Below are 17,763 nucleotides of genomic sequence, written 5' to 3' on the forward strand. Positions count from 1 at the left end.
TGAAACATCTGATGTTGGATAAAGTAGATAAAACACTACTCAATATGCTTCAACAGGACACCACAGTCTCTCTACAAGAATTGGCTGATACGGTTAATTTGACTACAACACCTTGTTGGAAACGTCTTAAGCGATTAGAAGAACAAGGCATGATTGATAAAAAGGTCGCGCTACTCAACCCAGAGAAGTTGGGTTTGTCTTTTGTCGCGTTTGCCTTAATCAAAACCAACAATCATTCGAATGAGTGGTATCAAACATTTGTCGATACGGTCAGTGAGTTCCCAGAAGTGATGGAGTTTTACCGTATGGCAGGGGAGTTTGACTACATGATGAAAGTCTTGGTGTCAGATATGAAAGCGTACGATGAATTTTATAAGAAATTAGTAAATAGCGTAGAAGGGATTTCGAACGTGACTTCAACCTTTGCGATGGAATCGATTAAATATACGACTGCATTACCCATTCGGTAGTTATGATATGAACGAGCCACTTAAATCAGATTTAAGTGGCTCGTTAAGTGTGTAGCTCTATGTGTACTGAAAAAGTGTGCGCTGAAAACTATTTTTGAGTAAAGCGCATCACACCTTCTTGTACCGCGCTTGCAACTAGATTTCCTTGTCGGTCAAAAATCTCACCACGTACTAAGCCGCGGCCATTGCTGCTGGTTGGGCTATCAATCACATACAACAGCCATTCATCCATTTTAAACGGACGATGAAACCACATTGAATGATCAATCGTGGCAACTTGGAACTTTGGCGTAAACAGTGAAACTTTATGCGGGAATAGTGCTGTGACTAAGAACCCCCAATCAGAAGCGTAACCGAGCAAGTATTGATGCAAGATCGGATCATCCGGCAGCGCACCATTGGCTTTAATCCATAAATATTGTTTAGCGGGTAGAGCGTCTGGTTTGAATGGGTTGTTGACCACGACAGGGCGCACTTCAATTGGCTTTTCATGGCAAAATGCACGTTGCATCGCAGGAGATAGGGCATCTTTCATCGACTGTGCAAGTTCTGTTTCCGAAGGAATGCCTTCTGGCCCTTGGATATCCGGCATTTGTGATTCTTGATGTTCTAACCCTTCAAACTGGCCTTGATAAGAAGCTGTCAGATAAAAAATTGGTCTGCCGTGTTGAATCGCTTTGACTCGACGGGTGGATAAACTTTTACCATCACGCAGTTTTTCAACATCATAAATAATAGGTTGATTAATATCGCCCGGGTGTAAGAAGTAGCTATGAAAAGAGTGGACCGTTCTATCTGATTCAACGGTATAACCAGCGGCAGATAAAGCTTGTCCAATTACTTGCCCACCATAAACTTGCGGTAAGCCTAAATGCTCACATTCCCCACGGAATAGGCCAACTTCTAAACGTTCGAGTTGGTGTAAATTGAGTAATTCTTGTAATTGTTTGCTCATCAGACCTCCATATTGTATTGTCCAATTATTAACATGCGAGCTTGATATTACAAGACTGCATGATATTCACATCACAATAATTCATTAAGGAAGCGCATGAAAAAGTCATTATTGTTAGTTTCATCAATAATTATGGGAGTGGCAATGACAGGTTGCACCACAAATACCGATAACACTTCACCTGAATCACAAAGCTCAAGCGAAGCGGTTAGCCTTGCAAGTGTTACAGGTAGTGTGTTCTACCGTGAACGTATTGCACTACCAGACAACGCAGTCGTGACAGTGACATTAGAAGATATCTCGCTAGCAGATAAAGCGGCAGAAATCTTAGCGACAGATTCATTTGTGACCAGCGGTAAGCAAGTACCATTTGAATTCAAGCTTGATTATGATGCGAATAAAATTGTGCCGAACCATCGTTACAACGTTCGCGCTAAAATTGCTGTCGATGGCAAACTACGCTTCACAACAGACACGGTTACTCCAGTGATTACCGATGAGAACAAAACTCAAGCGGTTCAACTACGCATGATCGGCGTTCGTTAATTGGTACGCTAATTGCTGTAATACCTGTGTGTGGCCTAGTTGTTTAATCGTTATTAATCGGCTAAATAGCTGAAAAGATTAAGGTTGCCACAGGTATTTTCTTAAATTGACCTTTCCTGTGTGACTTACTTCAATTCCATCTAGTTCTAAATGGCGTTTCTGTCTCTCTAAATCTGCTCCTTTCAGTGATATTTGTCCTTGGCTATTGAGAACTCTAAACCAAGGTAATTGACTACCTTCTGGCAGATTAGCCAGTAACTTACCAACATGACGTGAGTAACCCGGATAGCCTGCGTACTCGGCGACACGCCCGTAACTGCTGACTTTCCCTGCTGGGATCTGGCTTAATATATAAAATACTTGTTGGTTAAATTGGCTCATTGTTTGATTGTTTTCGCTGAATTCTCGGTAGACATATTATTAAACCCGTATAGAATGCGAGGTCATATTATTGCTCGAAAATCATTCACAATATAAATAGGTTTTGCGATTTTTGCGTTCTTATTTATGCATTGGAGTTTGTGTTGTTTCTTCTACTATCTATTGCCTTTTCGCTGCTTGCAATCTCGCTTCCTACTTATGCAGCAGAAGTGCCAACCGCGTCAACATCAGTGCCGACCTATACTGTCGCCACACGCCCAGATGATATCGGTAATATTATCATTTTTGATGAACTGTCTGATCATTTTAACTTTAAAGTTCATTATCTCTATTTTGATCAGTTTGCACCGATTCTAGAGGCAGTAAAAAATAAAAAAGCCGACTTTTCTGCCAATGTGACCTATTCAGAAGAAAGGGCAAAACATCTCTATATTTCTGAACCAACCAATGTCGAATATACCTACCTGTTTACTAATTACGGCATCCATAGCCCGCACTCCGTTCAGGAAGTTCATACCATTGCGGTTGCCAATAACTTAATTTTTAAAGACTTAGTTCAACGCATTCATCCAAATATTAAAGTGGTTGAGTTTGATGATTTCGAACACGCTAAACAAATGATCCGTAGTGGAGAAGTGGATGGTGTTGTCGATAATATTTCTAAACTAGAACCTTTCTTGAAAGATGGTTTTGATGCCCGTGCGCTAAATGGCAAGGTGCCGATTCAACCCGTAGGAATCGCAACCGCAAAAGGTTACCACACTCAATTAGTGAAAGAGATGGTGGCGTATTTGCATAGCCCAGAGATGCAGAAAAAACTCCGCCAGCGTATGGATGAGTATCAATATGAAGTACGTAAAAAAGCATTGAGAAAACGGGTAGTGGAAGCTGGGTTTGATCGCAGTAAACCACTTAAAGTGAAATTTGAGAATGTCATTCAATTCTCTGAATACGATAAGAATGGCAAGCTTTTTGGTTTAACTGCCGACATTTTTAATCAAAGCTGCGAAGTGCTAGGTCTCGTCTGTGATGTGGTAAGTGACCCACATGAATCATGGACAAGCATGTATAACGACTTACTCGATAATAAGATCGACATTCTCGGCCCAGTGACCATGTCGAGCAGTCGTTTGAATAAGATGTATTTCAGCCAAGCTTACTTTACGCCAGAGGCCATTATCGTAAAACGTTCGGGTTATAAAGAGGGCGTTTATAAAACCATTTCTGAAATGGTCGTAGAGCGAATCAGTGTCGTAAAAGGAGACTACTACGATACCTTGCTGACTAATATGCTACCCGGACAAAAATTGTTCCGATATGCCAACCGCGTACAGCAGATGCAAGCACTGGCCAATGGTGATGTAGACTACGTGGTACTGAATCGCCAAAACTACTATAAAATGCTGCAAGACAATGTTGCTGATTTCTCAACAGAAGAAGATTTAAGCATTGGTGTGTTTCATAAATCATCGATGACTGTAGCATTCACCAAAACCGAACGAGGCTATAAATTAGCCCAGTTATTTAGTTCCGCCCATCAATTGGTAGATACTCAATCGATTATTAATCAATACGATATTAAACCGAACTGGCGCTTAATCTTGCAACAAGAAAAAGCCTCATCACGTCATATCTATGCGATTTTCGCGTTTTGTACCTTATTCATGGTGTTCGCCATTTGGCTTATGTACAAGCAAGCCATTACCGATAACCTAACAAAATTAAAGAATCGCCGAGCCTTATACCAAAAATACTCACGCGGTATTCCGACTAGAACAACTTTGGTTTATATCGACGTTAATAAATTTAAAGGCATTAACGATACCTACGGGCACCAAGCAGGTGATGCGGTATTAAAACGACTAGCTTATTTAATTTTGCTTCACTGGCCGGAAGCGGCATTCCGCCTCGGTGGTGATGAATTTGTGTTGGTCGGGGATGTCTCTGAAGCGAAGCTCAAGTCAGTATTAGAACAGTTACAAAGCTTCACCATTGATATTGATGCTGAGCACTCAATCAACGTTCATACTTCATGCGGTATCTCTCGTCATCGAGAAAACTTAATGGAAATTGATGCGGTATTACACTTAGCCGATGAACAAATGTATGCAGCAAAAGCGGGCTCAAGAAAGTAAAGTGACGAAATGTTAGTCAAACGAGCATAGAATAAAACATTCACCTTGCATTGCCTCTCATCATTCGACATAATCACCGCACTCTTGAGTTGCACTGCAAGCAAGATACAAAATCTATGGAGGCCCTGGTCCTCCCGCAATACTAGTTCGTGAACTTGGTCAGGCCTGGAAGGGAGCAGCCACAGCGAATGACGTGTGTGCCGGGATGTGGCTGGGGCTTCCACCTATCTAGCGTTTGAAAAAATCCTGCAAAATTTCAAAATCCAAAGTATCTACCTCAAAATCACTTCGTTTCCGAACAGCGATTCATTTTTCGCCGACACCATAAATAATTCGATCTGAGTTCTTTACTCACTATTTCATCTAATAGTAGTTGCCATATTCCAAAAAAGAAAATGCAGTGGCCAATTTAATTTGGCCACAGTTTTAGGTGCCCCTAGATGAGGTTAACTAATGAAATCTTTTACATATTGGACGAAGTTTTCTATCGATTTCGATGATCTTAAAGCATCCCACACCATATAAATATTCCAGCTAGTATCTTGTTCAAAGGGGATGACTACCAATTCATTTGAATGCTGAAGAATAGATTTTCTTGGTAAAATAGAGACGCCAACGTGGGACGTTATCAATGTTAAGATAGTTTGAATATCATCGGATATGTAGCTTTCACGTATGCTTTTACCCGCTAATATTCTCTTTATATGCCGGTTCATCTCAGACTTATCTTTCTGTGTCAGCATTAATAAATCATACTTATCCAGATAAAAATCTATCTGATCACTTTGATAAAGGTGTTTAGATACGACAAGTACGAATTCATCAGATGAAACTTTAAGGCGCTCTAGGTTTGAATTTTTAGGCTCTCGCATAAAAGCAATATCTAACAATCCAACTAATAGCTTCTCCTCCTGTTCATGAGAAGCAAAATCAAGTAAAGATAAATGAGTACTGGCATATTGAGCTTTAAAGTCTCTAATAATATTGGGTAGGAAGTCATAGCTAGATTTACCAAATCCTATTTGTAGCGATCCCATATTATCCTGAGCGATCTCTTTGATGTAGGTATCTACTTTAGCTATATGATTGTTTAAGCTAATAATTTCATTGATCATCATTTCGCCTTGGGAAGAAAGCATTACCCCATTTGGACTTCGAATAAAGATGTCAAAACCATACATATCTTCAACATTCTTAATTTGTTTAGAAAGCGCAGGTTGCGAAATGCATAGCTGATGAGAAGCAATTCGAAAGCTTTTCACTTTGGCCAATGTTTCAATTGCTTGTAGCTGTTTAATACTTATATTCATAACCAAAAGTTATCGGTGTTAGTTTATTTTCAGTATACGTTATCACTTGGTTGGGTAAAATACTAAGCATATTCAATCAAAAAGTGAGTGTGTTCATCATGGAATTTTGCATTTTATCTAAAGACGATATTACGGTTGCAGAGGATATTTCTAAGGAAGAGGCGTCAGAAGTGATGCTTAGTCTGTTTAAGCAAGGCTTTGTATTAGCGCCGGTTTTGATCGAAGCCAACAATGCAGAAAATGCTAAGCTAATCTTTAGCCATTGTTTTCAATGGGATGAATTAGGTAAAGCGATGGCAAATAAACAATTATTAAGAGGCTAATATGAAAACTAAATTTTTTCTATTTGATCTTGATGGGACTTTGGTCAATTCAACGAAGACTATTGAAGCAGTATGGGGAGAATGGTGCCACAAAGTGAACCTAAACCCTTCGGAAGTGATTTCTTATTGTCATGGGGTTAGAGGCCAAGACATCATTAAAAAGTTTCTACCCAATGCTGATGTGCAACGTGAATTTGAGTGGCTAGAGCATAAAGAGCTAGAATTGTCTTCGTTATGTACTGAAGTTAAAGGGGCGAAAGCTTTACTACTATCCCTCCCAAGAGACCGTTGGGGAATCGTGACGTCCGCAACCAAAAAACTAGCGATAGAGAAACTTCAAGTTTGTGATTTACCAATCCCTGAGCTATTAGTGACTTCCGAGCAATGTTGTTATGGTAAACCTAATCCAGAGCCTTATCTTTTTGCAATCGACAAATTGGAGGCAAAAGCAGATGACTGTATTGTGTTTGAAGATGCGAATGCTGGTATAAATAGTGCTATTGCCGCCGGTTGCGCTGTTGTTTGTGTTGGTAATCCATCCTATAAACAACAAGGTTTAATTCATATTGAAAACTATGATGATGTTATTTTTGAGCGTGGTGAATTAAAAATATAAAAGCGATCGATCATTACTCCCTCCCTTTACCAATGGAAAATACTTGGCAGTAAGATTTACAGCCAAGGGAGGGCGGGGGAGGGTTGATGCGAATAATGTTTTTTTGCCTATGAAAACCTTAGCGCCAATTCAATAGAGACTAGTGCTTATACCTAAAGGTATTACTATCATCAATAATCTCTATTTTAACTGGTATGGTTCCTTTTTTAATGTTGCCTATTTGTGTAAATGCTTGGTAAGAAAGATCGATAACACGGCCTTTTACATAGGGACCTCTATCGTTAATTTTCACATCGACGGACTTGTTATTGGCTGTGTTTGTTACTCTCACTATGGTTCCAAATGGCAGGGTTTTATGAGCCGACGTGTAAGCATTCATATTATACGTCTCACCACTTGCGGTCAGTTTTCCATGGAATCTGTCGCCATACCAAGAGGCTTGGCCAATAAGCGCATGGGAGTTGGCAGAATTCTTGGTTTTTGATCCGCCGATTGCAGAGGTTGAACTGCATCCGGTTAACAGCATAAGAAGGAGAGAAGTAAAAAGAATATTCAGCTTTTTGATGTGATTTAGAAAATCTATTGCCTTCAATTTTCTCGGTTTTTGTCGTGGTTGACTCAGCAATATCGAGCTAAGCATAGTCAGTCCCTCTATAAAAGTTATCCTCTAGTATGATTCCTCAATGTTTCCATGATCCACGCTTTTTTCAGTCATACCCATGAAAGGTTTTGTTATTGATAGCGTCAAGTTAATCCCTTAGTGGGGATAATTCGGTCGTAATCCCCACAAAGGGGTAATTAGTAGTCGTTCCTGAGTTTCAAGAAGAAAACACTCCTTCCTTTTACCGATTAACACAGCTTGACATTCGAAATTTCATATATATGATAATTCGCATGTTTGGTTGATTGGTAAAGCATCCATGTTTGAACCTCTATATTTTTATAAAGCCCTTTCAGAAGAAACTCGCTTGAAGTCTTTGTTACTTATGCAAAGTAAAGGTGAGTTGTGCGTGTGTGATTTAATGAGCGCACTTAACTTAAGCCAACCTAAAGTCTCTCGTCATCTTGCTGAGCTAAGAAAGCATAATCTGGTGATTGATGATCGCCGTGGTAAATGGGTGCATTACAGAGTCAACCCCGAGCTACCGACATGGGCTTTGCAAGTGCTCGAGCTTACATTAAACAACAATCAACCAATGATTGAACAAGAATTACAGGTTATTGAAGCCGAAAAAGCTTAATAACAACTTAGACGCAATCAGCTAAGTAACTAACTCCCAAAGACAAAAACAAACAAAAACTCACCGAAATAAAATCTCAGATAAATCTGCATACTAAGGATTTGAAATGACAAACGTAACGGCTTGTAGTGACGAAAGTGCTGCAAAGAAAATGAGCTTCCTTGATCGTTATTTAACGGTTTGGATTTTCCTAGCGATGGCGATTGGTGTGGCGATCGGGGTGGTTTATCCTGACGTTGCACAGTGGAATGAAAACATGTCGGTGGGGTCAACCAATATCCCATTGGCGATTGGCCTTATCTTAATGATGTACCCACCGCTAGCAAAAGTGGATTACAGCCTACTTGGCGAAGTAACGCGTGACAAAAAAGCCATTACTTTGTCATTAGTGATGAACTGGATTGTCGGTCCAATCTTAATGTTTGCCTTAGCCATTATCTTTTTACGTGACTACCCAGGTTACATGGCAGGTTTGATCTTAATTGGTCTCGCGCGTTGTATTGCAATGGTTTTAGTGTGGAATGACATTAGTGGCGGTAACAAAGAGTATGGCGCAACACTTGTCGCATTAAACAGTGCTTTCCAAATCGTGACATACAGCTTCATGGCTTGGTTATTCATCACGGTATTGCCTCCTTACTTTGGTTTAGAAAGCTTTGCTATTGATATCACGATTGCAGACATTGCAGAAAGCGTTCTTATCTACCTTGGTATTCCATTTTTAGCGGGCTACTTAAGCCGTAAAATCTTGGTCGCGTCGAAAGGGCTGCAATGGTACAACGAAGTCTTTATTCCTCGTATTTCTCCAATCACTCTAGTTGCATTACTGGCAACTATCGTTCTTATGTTTAGCCTAAAAGGTGAAATGATTGTCGAACTGCCAATGGATGTATTACGCGTTTCCGTACCGCTTATCATCTACTTCTTAGTGATGTTCTTCGTGAGCTTCTATCTAGGTAAAAAACTGGGCATTCCTTACGACCGTAATGCTTCCATTGCTTTTACCTCTTCAGGTAACAACTTCGAATTAGCGATTGCTGTGGCGATTGCCGTATTTGGCATTAATTCAGACCAAGCCTTTGTTGGTGTAATCGGGCCTCTAGTTGAAGTGCCAGTATTGATTGCGCTGGTTAATGTCGCATTGAGAATGAAGAAGAATTACTAAACCTCTCGCCACACCTTAAACCGTGTGGCGTTTTATTTAATTTTGGTTATTAAGCGAGTTCACCATGAAAATTAATAGTGTTGTTACCCAAAAGAAAAGCCTTGCCATTTATGATCCTGCGCTTTGCTGTAGCAGTGGCGTATGTGGTGTGGATGCTGACCAAATGCTGATCCAATTTTCTGCTGATCTTGCATGGTTGAAACAGCAAGACATTGAAATTAAACGCTTCAATCTTGCTCAGGAACCGATGGCTTTCGCGACAGAAGAAAAGATCAAAACCTTTTTAGAAGAACAAGGTGTCGATAACTTACCGGCTTTTATCGTAGGTGATCAATTGGTGTCATCTGGTCGCTATCCGACTCGTGAAGAACTAGCAAGTTGGTTTGGCTTGGTATCATTAGCAGGGCAGGCAACGGCAAAACCGTCATGCCAATCTTCAGGTTGTTGTTAGGAGATCGCTATGAAATTTTTAGATAATTTACCGCCTTACCTCTTTTTTACCGGTAAAGGTGGCGTGGGTAAAACCTCGTTGTCTTGTGCGACGGCATTGAACTTAGTGGAAGCAGGAAAACGAGTACTGTTAGTAAGTACCGATCCTGCTTCCAATGTAGCTCAGGTATTTAATCAAGAGATTGGTAATAACATTACTAAGATCACTCAAGTTGATAACTTATCAGCTATTGAAATCGATCCACAAGAAGCGGCAGAAAATTATCGTCAGCGTATTGTTGGGCCGTTAAAAAATATTTTACCAAGTGATGCCTTGCGTAGTATTGAAGAACAATTGTCTGGCGCATGTACTACAGAAATTGCGGCCTTTGATGAATTTACGGGCTTACTCACCAATTCAGAAGTCAGTGAGCAGTTTGATCATATTGTATTTGATACTGCGCCAACCGGACACACAATACGTTTATTGCAACTGCCAGGAGCATGGAGCAGCTTTATTGAAGCGAATCCAGAAGGTGCTTCTTGCCTTGGGCCAATGGCTGGGCTTGAAAAACAACGTGAGCAATATGCTCATGCGGTCGAGTTGTTATCTAACCCGCAACAAACCCGTTTGATCTTGGTTGCTAGAGCTCAACAAGGCGCGTTGGATGAAGTGGCTCGTACCTATCAAGAGCTTTATTCACTCGGCATTGAGCAACAGTGCTTAATTGTAAATGGTGTAATGCCAGAATCTGCGGCATTAACTGATCCATTAGCGGCTGCGATTCGTCAGCGCGAACAAGCAGTACTTCAAAATCTGCCAGAAGCGTTGAAAGCTTTATCTATGGATACGGTTACGCTAAAAGCCAATAATATGGTTGGCGTTGAAATGCTGAGCTCGTTATTGAAAGCGGATTGTCCGTTGTCTGATTCAGCTGAATCATCACTGCAAAGTATTGAACATGATGAAACACTCGCTGCCATGGTTGATGAGTTAGCGAAGGATGACCATGGTCTAATCATGTTAATGGGCAAGGGCGGCGTTGGTAAAACCACCTTAGCGGCTTCAATTGCGGTTGGTTTAGCTAATAAAGGGCTGGATGTTCACTTAACGACTTCCGATCCTGCGGCGCATTTACAAGCAACGTTAAAAGGCGAACTTGAAAACTTACAAGTGAGTCGTATTGATCCTGTAGAAGAAACTGAACGTTACCGCCAACATGTGTTGGAAACCAAAGGTCAAAATTTAAGTGACTCTGAAAGAGCTTTACTTGAAGAAGACTTACGATCTCCTTGTACAGAAGAGATTGCTATTTTTCAGGCGTTTTCACGAGCGATCCGAGAATCAGGCCGTCGTTTTGTCGTTATGGATCCCGCACCAACAGGGCACACACTTCTTTTACTTGATGCGACAGGTGCATACCATAAAGAAATCGAGAAAAAGATGGGTGAAAAACAACGTTTCACCACGCCATTGATGCAGTTGCAAGACCCAGAACGCACCAAAGTATTAATTGCGACCTTAGCGGAAACGACTCCGGTATTAGAAGCTAAGCACTTGCAAGATGATCTTGCTCGCGCAGGTATTCATCCGTGGGGTTGGGTAGTGAACAATGCATTATCGGTTGCTGAAACGACATCACCATTACTACAACAAAGAGCTAGTCAAGAACGCCATCAAATCGGTTTAGTGCAGCAATATGCATCACGATTAGCGTTGGTTCCAATGTTAGTCAAAGATCCGGTGGGTTTAGACGCGCTTAGCCAAATGACGAAATGAGTTTATATACCCAAGTGATTTGGGTATCGAGGCTTTTCTCATAAAGTAATGAACACCATTTTGGGCTGTGAATGTGTTGATCACAAACAGCTTGAAGTGGTGTTTTACTATCGATTGTTTTTCCTTTCATTTAACCTCTTCCGTGACTAATTAAATCTCCTACCTACTCAGATTCTTACCTGTTTTTATTTCGGTATTTATAGAAATAACCCTTGATTAATATCTTCACAATTACTATATTTCCGGAATATTGGAAATATAAAGGGGTAGTACTGTGAGTAATGAATTTATTGGCATGGCGCATGATGCTTTAGATATGTTTGTCCTTTTAGCCGCTGAGCTAATCGTGCTCTTTTTGGCCATCAGCTATTTGGTTGGTGTGCTGCAAGAGTTTCTGACGCCTGAAAAAATTCAAGCCATACTGAGCTCGCGTAAAGGGAAGGGGTATTTCATTGCGGCATTACTTGGTTCTATTACGCCATTTTGCTCTTGTTCGACGATCCCATTTTTAAAAGGTTTGTTACGTGCTCGTGCCGGTTTTGGGCCAATGATGGTATTTCTATTTGCTAGCCCATTGCTAAACCCTGTGATTATCGGGCTGTTTTTTATTACCTTTGGTTGGCAAGTAGCAGTATTTTACTTTGCTGTTGCGATGACGGTATCGATAGCTTCGGGTTATCTACTGGAAAAACTGGGTTTTGAGCGTTATATCAAACCAGAAGCGTATCAATCCCATGAAACGTCAGGATGTGCGACTAATTCAAATAATCAGCAAAGCAGCTGTTCATCTGTGGAAGCAAGCCCGAAAACATCATGTTGCGCACAACCTGAGCCAGTTACCAAGGTAGAAGAGGTGAGCTGTTGCAGTAAAGTTGAAGCAGTAAATATTGAAGAAGCAAGGATTAAGCCCCAACCCAAAGTTGCAGTTGCATCGAATAGTAGTTCGTGTTGTTCTGCCAATAATGCCGAAACCTTACCCGAGACTAAGCCGCTTAGCCGTTGGATGAGAATATGGTTATCAACGTGGAAAGATTTTAAGCAAGTGTTGCCATATCTAATCTTGGGGATCGCGATTGGCTCATTTATCTATGGCTTTATTCCAACGGAATTTATCGTGGAGTATGCGGGTGCAAACAAATGGTATGCCATTCCTGTCGCGGCAGTGATAGGTATTCCTCTGTATATTCGTGCGGAAGCGGTTATTCCATTAAGTGCGGCATTAGTGAAAAAGGGAATGGCGTTAGGTTCGGTGATGGCCTTGATTATTGGTAGTGCAGGCGCGAGTCTAACAGAAGTTATTTTGCTTAAATCTATCTTTAAAAATCAGATGATAGCGGCATTTTTAACAGTAATATTAAGCATGGCGATTGGTGCAGGGTTACTTTATAACTTTATTTTTGGTTAATATACCCTTCGTACTTTGACTCTACCTGTCGGACTTAGGTATATAGATTTTGACTATTTAAACATTTAACTTATGGCGAAGAAGTGATGGAAATTGAAGCGATTGCAAAAACGTTGAAAGAACTCGGGCATGCCACACGGTTAATGATTTATAACACGGTGGTAAAGGCGGGTTATCAAGGTATTGCGGTAGGGAAAATTCAAGAAAGGTTAGAGGTTCCAAACTCAACGCTTTCTCATCATATCTCTGCGCTAATTTCAGCCGGTTTGATCACCCAAAGACGTGAAGGCACCGTTTTATATTGTGTCGCGGAATATGAAGTTTTACAAAGCGTGATCGGTTATCTGCAAGATGAATGCTGTGTCGATGAACGAGGGTCAGAAGATTAGTTTTTTATTATTAGCAGATAGAATAAGGGGTCACTTTGATGAGTGACCCCTTAATATTTAGAGCTTTGGCACTTGAAGTGACCACTCCAATTACTTTGTTTATTTACCTTTCACCATAAACTGGACATCTTTTGCGATATCACTGATATGGTCACCAGCACGTTCTAAGCCTTTGGCGATAAATAACAATTCAACTTGTTGTTTTGGTGCAGTATTGCTATTGCCAAGCTCTTCTAATAAAGACGTATAAAGCGCTTTATATTGGCTATCTAACTCATCATCACCTTTCCAAACAACGCCTGCTTGTGAATAGTTTTTATCATTGTAGGCTTGAATAACATTGTTCAGCATATCCATTAGTTGAGTATGCATGTTATGAAATTCTTCATTACGTTGAGGGCTGATGGCATGTTTAAAACGGCTCGATTTGATTGCCATCGATTTGGCATAATCACCGATACGCTCTAGACGAGGCGCCATGCGCATAGAGCACAGAATAAAACGTAAATCATCTGCGACGACATGCTGACGAGACAGTACTTTCTCACCGTAAAATTCAATAGAAGCTAAACACTGGTTGGCAAATTTATCTTGCTCTACCACTTCATTAGCAAGATCTTTATCTGGAATGTCAAAGACCTGAAGTGCTTGCTCGAACTCTTGAAGAACGCTATTCGCCAATTGATTGACGGTTGCTTGTATTTCAGCTAAATCTTGATCAAACTTTTTAAATATATGGGCACTCATAATGTATTCCTAACCAAATCGTCCTGTAATGTAATCGCGTGTTTTCTCTTTTTGTGGTGAGCGGAATAAATTGTCGGTTGGAGCAAACTCAACCATTTCACCCATGTGCATATAAGCAGTGTAATGAGAAATACGTGCAGCCTGTTGCATGTTATGTGTCACGATAACGACCGTGGTTTCTTTGTGTAAATCGCTGAGCAAGTCTTCAATTTTTGCTGTTGCGATTGGGTCCAGTGCCGAAGTCGGTTCATCAAGTAATAACAAATCAGGCTTAGGGGCTAGTGCGCGGGCAATACATAAGCGTTGTTGTTGTCCGCCAGATAAGCCATAAGCCGAAGTATGTAGGCGATCTTTCACTTCATCCCAAAGCGCTGCACCACGTAAAGATGATTCCACTCGTTCATCCAGTTCCGCTTTTTTTGTGATGCCTCGAATGCGAAGCCCTGCGACAACATTCTCGTAAATACTTTTCGGGAATGGGTTAGGTTTTTGGAAAACCATACCTACGGTTAAGCGAACTAAACCGGGCTCCATTTCAATTAAGTTTTTACCGCTTGGATGCAGCAAGATTTCACCTTGATACTTGTGACCAGGGTACAAGTCATGCATACGGTTAAAGCTGCGCAATAAAGTACTTTTACCACAACCAGAAGGGCCGATAAGTGCGGTGATCTTTTTATCGGCAATCGGTAGGTTGATGCCGCTTAATGCTTGAACTTTACCGCCATACCAGAAGCTTAAGTCTTTTACTTCCGCGCGTAATGTGTCTGAAATAGTGTGTGTTGATGTGGTTTTGCTCTCTACAGCGGCTTCTTTTGGTTGAACTAAGTCGCTTGTTGGCGCTGTCATCGTTTGTGTGGTCATAATATTTTTCCTATCACTTCAAGTTACGACGTAGTCGATAGCGGATATAAATAGCAATCCCGTTCATTGCTACGGTCATTGCAATCAGTACCACACCTGTGGTGGCTGCATTGACATGGAATTCTGCTTGCGGGCGAGATAGCCAGTTGAATAGCTGAATCGGCATTAAGGTAAATGGGCTCGATAACCAATCAAAATTAATGAAAGGGAATTGGCTTTGCACTGGAGGGCTAGGTAAGAAAGCGATAAAGGTTAATGCACCAATGGTAATAACCGGTGCGGCTTCACCAATCGCACGCGCTAAGCCAACAATCGTACCGGTTAAGATGCCTGGGCGAGCAGCAGGGATAATATACATTCTTACTGTTTGCCATTGATCGGCACCTAAACCATAAGCGGCTTCACGTAGTTCTTGTGGGATACTACGAATAGACTCACGAGTCGAAACGATAATTACTGGCAAGATCAATAAAGCCAATACTAGGCCCGCGGTTAAAATACTTTCCCCTAAACCAAAGCCATAAATGAACAAACCTAAAGCGAGTAGGCCGTAAATGATAGATGGCACGCCAGCTAAGTTACTGACATTGATTTCGATAATATTGGTTAGCCAGTTTTTAGGTGCATATTCTTCCAAGTAGATACCAGCAGAAACCCCTAAAGGAATCGAAATACAAGCGGTCACTAACATCACTAAGCTAGTACCGACCCATGCCGATAAAATTCCTGCACGTTCTGGGTGACGTGAAGGAAAGTTGGTGTAAAAACTTGGATCAAATAGACGCGGAAAACCCGTGTGGAGTAGGTCAATAAAAACGCTGAGCAACAAAGACATAGCAACAACGAGGATAAATATCCCAATGGATGCGATGACTAAATCGTCTCGTTTGTTTTTACTGACAATTGTCTCAAGTGGAAGCGATGAAGTGGCCATTAGTAAACCTCTCTAAATCTGCGACGCAGATAGAAACCAATGATGTTGAAAATTAAGGTGATGATAAATAGCACCAAGCCAGCAGCGAATACGGATTGGTAGGCGATCGTGCCATGAGGCAAATCACCCATTGCCATCTGTACGATGAAAGAGGTAATAGTTGCAGCCCCTTCAGTTGGGTCGAAACCAAATCTTGGGTTTTGTCCGGCAGCAATCGCTACCACCATGGTTTCACCTACTGCGCGAGACATACCGAGAATACAAGCGGCGGTAATACCTGATAACGCGGCTGGAATTACGATGTGCAGCGCGACCTTAAAACGAGAATAACCCAGCGCGTAGCCAGCTTCTCTTAAATGCATAGGAACAGAGCGCATCGCATCTTCACTTACCGAGGCGGTGTAAGGCAGGATCATAATGCCCATTACAATACCCGGAGCCAGTAAGTTAAAACCTGATAACCCAGGAATGATGGCTTGTAAAAGAGGGGTCACAAATAGTAAAGCAAAGAAACCGTAAACAACCGTTGGAATGCCTTCAAGTAATTCTAAAAAGGGCTTAACCGTTTCTCTTACTCGATTACTTGCATATTCACTTAAGTAAATAGCCAAACCAATACCGGCCGGAATTGCCACTAATAGAGCGATACCTGCAACGGTTAAGGTTGCTGAAACCAATGTCATTACACCAAAGTGAGCATTCTCAAACATTGGGGTCCATTGGGTATCAGTTAAGAAATCAGAAAGTGCGACGTGTTCAAAAAAAGGTAAGGATTCTGAGATCAATACATAGACAATGCCGACTGTGACTAGGATAGAAGCCAACGCCGCTGCCATTAATAAATATCGGCTGACGATATTCCAAAAAGCACGACGTCTCAGAAATGCTTCTGAAACCATCATGCTATCTGGGCTTAAGTTTGTTTTATTCATATAGATAGTACCTAATCGATACAACAAAGAGGGCAGAAAACTGCCCTCATACGATTTTTATTACGAATTATTTTGGTGTGCGAGCGAGAAGCTCTTCGATACCAACACCAACTTCGGCACCGTGGAATACACTACCTGTGCTGCGTTTTTTGAAGTTCTCTTGAGCCAGTTTGTAAGCTTTTTCTGGAAGAGGTACATAACCTACTTCGCTTACTAACTTAGCCGCTTCTTTTTCATCCATGTAGAACTCAACAAAACGCTCGACGTGCTTTTTCTCATCAGCCGATTTTTTGCTTACGTAGATGAAGATTGGGCGAGATAGTGGTTGGTAAGTTGCATTTTTTGCATTCTCAACACTTGGTTCAACTGCTGCGCCACCTTTCCAGCTAATAGGAGCGGCTTTTAGCTTGTCTTTGTTTTCTTCAAAGTAAGCTAGACCGAAGAAACCTAATGCTTCTACATCGTTAGCAACACCTTGTACGATGATGTTGTCATCTTCTGTTGCAGTGAAGTCACCACGGCTTGATTTTCCTTCCACAACCGCTTCAAGGAAGTAGTCGTAAGTACCTGAGTCAGTACCTGGACCAAAAAGTTTTAATGGGCGGTCTGGGAAATCTGGGTTCATTTGCTTCCAAGAAGTAATCTTACCTTGAGCTGCGGGTTCCCATGCTTTTTTAAGGTCTTCAACATTCAGTTGTTTTACCCAGTCATTTTCAGGGTTGATAACAACAGTTAACGCATCAAGAGCGGCTGGAAGTTCGATAAATTCAACGCCATTTTCTTCACAAAGTTTACGTTCAGAATCTTTAATTGGGCGTGAAGCATTAGAAATATCAGTTTCACCACGACAAAACTTTTTAAAACCACCGCCAGTACCAGAGATACCTACAGTCACCATTGTTTTGCCTTTCTCAGCAATTTGGAACTCTTCTGCCATTGCTTCAGTGATAGGGAAAACGGTACTTGAACCATCGATTTTAACTAGGTCACGAGCATTGGCTGTATGGCTTACTGTTAATAGTGAGGATAAAACTAAAGTTGTTGATAACGTGTGTTTCATGACTGTCTCCATTTGTTAGTCATTTGTGTTTCGATTGTTACCCTACCGATCATTTATTACACATTTATGTCACTTTATTTA

The 17,763-nt window shown here is 41.2% G+C and carries 20 protein-coding genes and 1 other RNA gene; 12 read left to right on the forward strand and 9 right to left on the reverse strand.

The features are described 5' to 3' along the window. Positions 1 to 11: 11 nt before the first annotated feature. Positions 12 to 470 (forward strand): Lrp/AsnC family transcriptional regulator, encoded by a 459-nt coding sequence (locus L3V25_RS11280; RefSeq protein WP_193002305.1) that lies wholly within the window; start codon positions 12 to 14, stop codon positions 468 to 470. An 88-nt stretch (positions 471 to 558) separates the two neighbouring features. On the opposite strand, the gene tesB is transcribed toward L3V25_RS11280, so the two are convergent. After that, the gene (gene tesB, locus L3V25_RS11285; RefSeq protein ID WP_027696195.1) at positions 559 to 1,425 is read right to left on the reverse strand and encodes an acyl-CoA thioesterase II; all 867 of its coding nucleotides are present in this window, start codon (positions 1,423 to 1,425) and stop codon (positions 559 to 561) included. A 96-nt stretch (positions 1,426 to 1,521) separates the two neighbouring features. Here tesB and L3V25_RS11290 point away from each other — a divergent pair, with 96 nt between their 5' ends. Continuing rightward, complete coding sequence (locus tag L3V25_RS11290) at positions 1,522 to 1,971, forward strand: YbaY family lipoprotein (RefSeq protein ID WP_237295444.1); 450 nt, start codon at positions 1,522 to 1,524, stop codon at positions 1,969 to 1,971. A 78-nt stretch (positions 1,972 to 2,049) separates the two neighbouring features. Here the strand turns inward: L3V25_RS11290 and L3V25_RS11295 are convergent, their stop codons facing one another. Beyond that, positions 2,050 to 2,352 carry an MGMT family protein gene (locus tag L3V25_RS11295; RefSeq protein WP_237295445.1) on the reverse strand — a complete coding sequence of 101 codons (303 nt, stop codon included), beginning with the start codon at positions 2,350 to 2,352 and terminating at the stop codon, positions 2,050 to 2,052. Between the two features lie 143 nt (positions 2,353 to 2,495). On the opposite strand from L3V25_RS11295, the gene L3V25_RS11300 reads away from it, so the two are divergent. After that, positions 2,496 to 4,487, forward strand: a complete 1,992-nt coding sequence (locus L3V25_RS11300) for a GGDEF domain-containing protein (RefSeq protein ID WP_237295446.1) — start codon at positions 2,496 to 2,498, stop codon at positions 4,485 to 4,487. A 123-nt stretch (positions 4,488 to 4,610) separates the two neighbouring features. Continuing rightward, an RNA gene (gene ffs, locus L3V25_RS11305) (signal recognition particle sRNA small type) lies at positions 4,611 to 4,707 on the forward strand. A 226-nt stretch (positions 4,708 to 4,933) separates the two neighbouring features. Here ffs and L3V25_RS11310 read toward each other — a convergent pair. Next, positions 4,934 to 5,797, reverse strand: a complete 864-nt coding sequence (locus L3V25_RS11310; RefSeq protein ID WP_237295447.1) for a LysR family transcriptional regulator — start codon at positions 5,795 to 5,797, stop codon at positions 4,934 to 4,936. 98 nt (positions 5,798 to 5,895) lie between these two features. Between L3V25_RS11310 and L3V25_RS11315 the strand changes: the two genes are divergently transcribed. Both L3V25_RS11315 and L3V25_RS11320 read left to right on the forward strand, forming a co-directional pair. Beyond that, positions 5,896 to 6,120, forward strand: coding sequence for a hypothetical protein (locus L3V25_RS11315; protein ID WP_237295448.1), 225 nt, complete (start codon positions 5,896 to 5,898; stop codon positions 6,118 to 6,120). Between the two features lies 1 nt (position 6,121). Beyond that, positions 6,122 to 6,736, forward strand: a complete 615-nt coding sequence (locus tag L3V25_RS11320; RefSeq protein WP_237295449.1) for an HAD-IA family hydrolase — start codon at positions 6,122 to 6,124, stop codon at positions 6,734 to 6,736. Positions 6,737 to 6,875: 139 nt separating this feature from the next. On the opposite strand, the gene L3V25_RS11325 is transcribed toward L3V25_RS11320, so the two are convergent. Then, positions 6,876 to 7,328: a septal ring lytic transglycosylase RlpA family protein gene (locus tag L3V25_RS11325; protein WP_237295962.1), complete on the reverse strand. Its 453-nt coding sequence runs from the start codon at positions 7,326 to 7,328 to the stop codon at positions 6,876 to 6,878. A gap of 328 nt (positions 7,329 to 7,656) precedes the next feature. Here L3V25_RS11325 and L3V25_RS11330 point away from each other — a divergent pair, with 328 nt between their 5' ends. From L3V25_RS11330 to L3V25_RS11355, 6 genes are all read left to right on the forward strand, one after another. Continuing rightward, a complete protein-coding gene (locus tag L3V25_RS11330; protein WP_237295450.1) occupies positions 7,657 to 7,977 on the forward strand; it encodes a metalloregulator ArsR/SmtB family transcription factor in 321 nt (106 codons plus the stop codon). 106 nt (positions 7,978 to 8,083) lie between these two features. Next, entirely contained in the window at positions 8,084 to 9,142 is a 1,059-nt protein-coding gene (gene arsB, locus L3V25_RS11335) for an ACR3 family arsenite efflux transporter (RefSeq protein WP_237295451.1), read from the forward strand. Positions 9,143 to 9,206: 64 nt separating this feature from the next. Next, positions 9,207 to 9,593 carry an arsenite efflux transporter metallochaperone ArsD gene (arsD, locus tag L3V25_RS11340; protein ID WP_237295452.1) on the forward strand — a complete coding sequence of 129 codons (387 nt, stop codon included), beginning with the start codon at positions 9,207 to 9,209 and terminating at the stop codon, positions 9,591 to 9,593. 9 nt (positions 9,594 to 9,602) lie between these two features. Next, positions 9,603 to 11,351 carry an arsenical pump-driving ATPase gene (arsA, locus tag L3V25_RS11345; RefSeq protein WP_237295453.1) on the forward strand — a complete coding sequence of 583 codons (1,749 nt, stop codon included), beginning with the start codon at positions 9,603 to 9,605 and terminating at the stop codon, positions 11,349 to 11,351. A 274-nt stretch (positions 11,352 to 11,625) separates the two neighbouring features. Beyond that, positions 11,626 to 12,756 (forward strand): permease, encoded by a 1,131-nt coding sequence (locus L3V25_RS11350; protein WP_237295454.1) that lies wholly within the window; start codon positions 11,626 to 11,628, stop codon positions 12,754 to 12,756. A gap of 86 nt (positions 12,757 to 12,842) precedes the next feature. Next, positions 12,843 to 13,145: a metalloregulator ArsR/SmtB family transcription factor gene (locus L3V25_RS11355; RefSeq protein WP_237295963.1), complete on the forward strand. Its 303-nt coding sequence runs from the start codon at positions 12,843 to 12,845 to the stop codon at positions 13,143 to 13,145. 99 nt (positions 13,146 to 13,244) lie between these two features. Here L3V25_RS11355 and phoU read toward each other — a convergent pair whose 3' ends face one another. From phoU to L3V25_RS11380, 5 genes are all read right to left on the reverse strand, one after another. Next, positions 13,245 to 13,892, reverse strand: coding sequence for a phosphate signaling complex protein PhoU (gene phoU, locus L3V25_RS11360; protein ID WP_237295455.1), 648 nt, complete (start codon positions 13,890 to 13,892; stop codon positions 13,245 to 13,247). 9 nt (positions 13,893 to 13,901) lie between these two features. Beyond that, positions 13,902 to 14,756, reverse strand: a complete 855-nt coding sequence (gene pstB, locus L3V25_RS11365) for a phosphate ABC transporter ATP-binding protein PstB (RefSeq protein ID WP_237295456.1) — start codon at positions 14,754 to 14,756, stop codon at positions 13,902 to 13,904. A gap of 13 nt (positions 14,757 to 14,769) precedes the next feature. After that, entirely contained in the window at positions 14,770 to 15,690 is a 921-nt protein-coding gene (gene pstA, locus L3V25_RS11370; RefSeq protein ID WP_237295457.1) for a phosphate ABC transporter permease PstA, read from the reverse strand. Further along, positions 15,690 to 16,622 (reverse strand): phosphate ABC transporter permease subunit PstC, encoded by a 933-nt coding sequence (pstC, locus tag L3V25_RS11375; RefSeq protein ID WP_237295458.1) that lies wholly within the window; start codon positions 16,620 to 16,622, stop codon positions 15,690 to 15,692. Before pstC ends, pstA begins: the two co-directional genes overlap by 1 nt. Positions 16,623 to 16,689: 67 nt before the next feature. Beyond that, on the reverse strand, positions 16,690 to 17,682 hold the full coding sequence (locus L3V25_RS11380; protein WP_237295459.1) for a PstS family phosphate ABC transporter substrate-binding protein: 993 nt from the start codon (positions 17,680 to 17,682) through the stop codon (positions 16,690 to 16,692). Positions 17,683 to 17,763 lie beyond the last annotated feature (81 nt).

This window comes from Vibrio sp. CK2-1, from assembly GCF_021726515.1.
Lineage (GTDB): Bacteria > Pseudomonadota > Gammaproteobacteria > Enterobacterales > Vibrionaceae > Vibrio.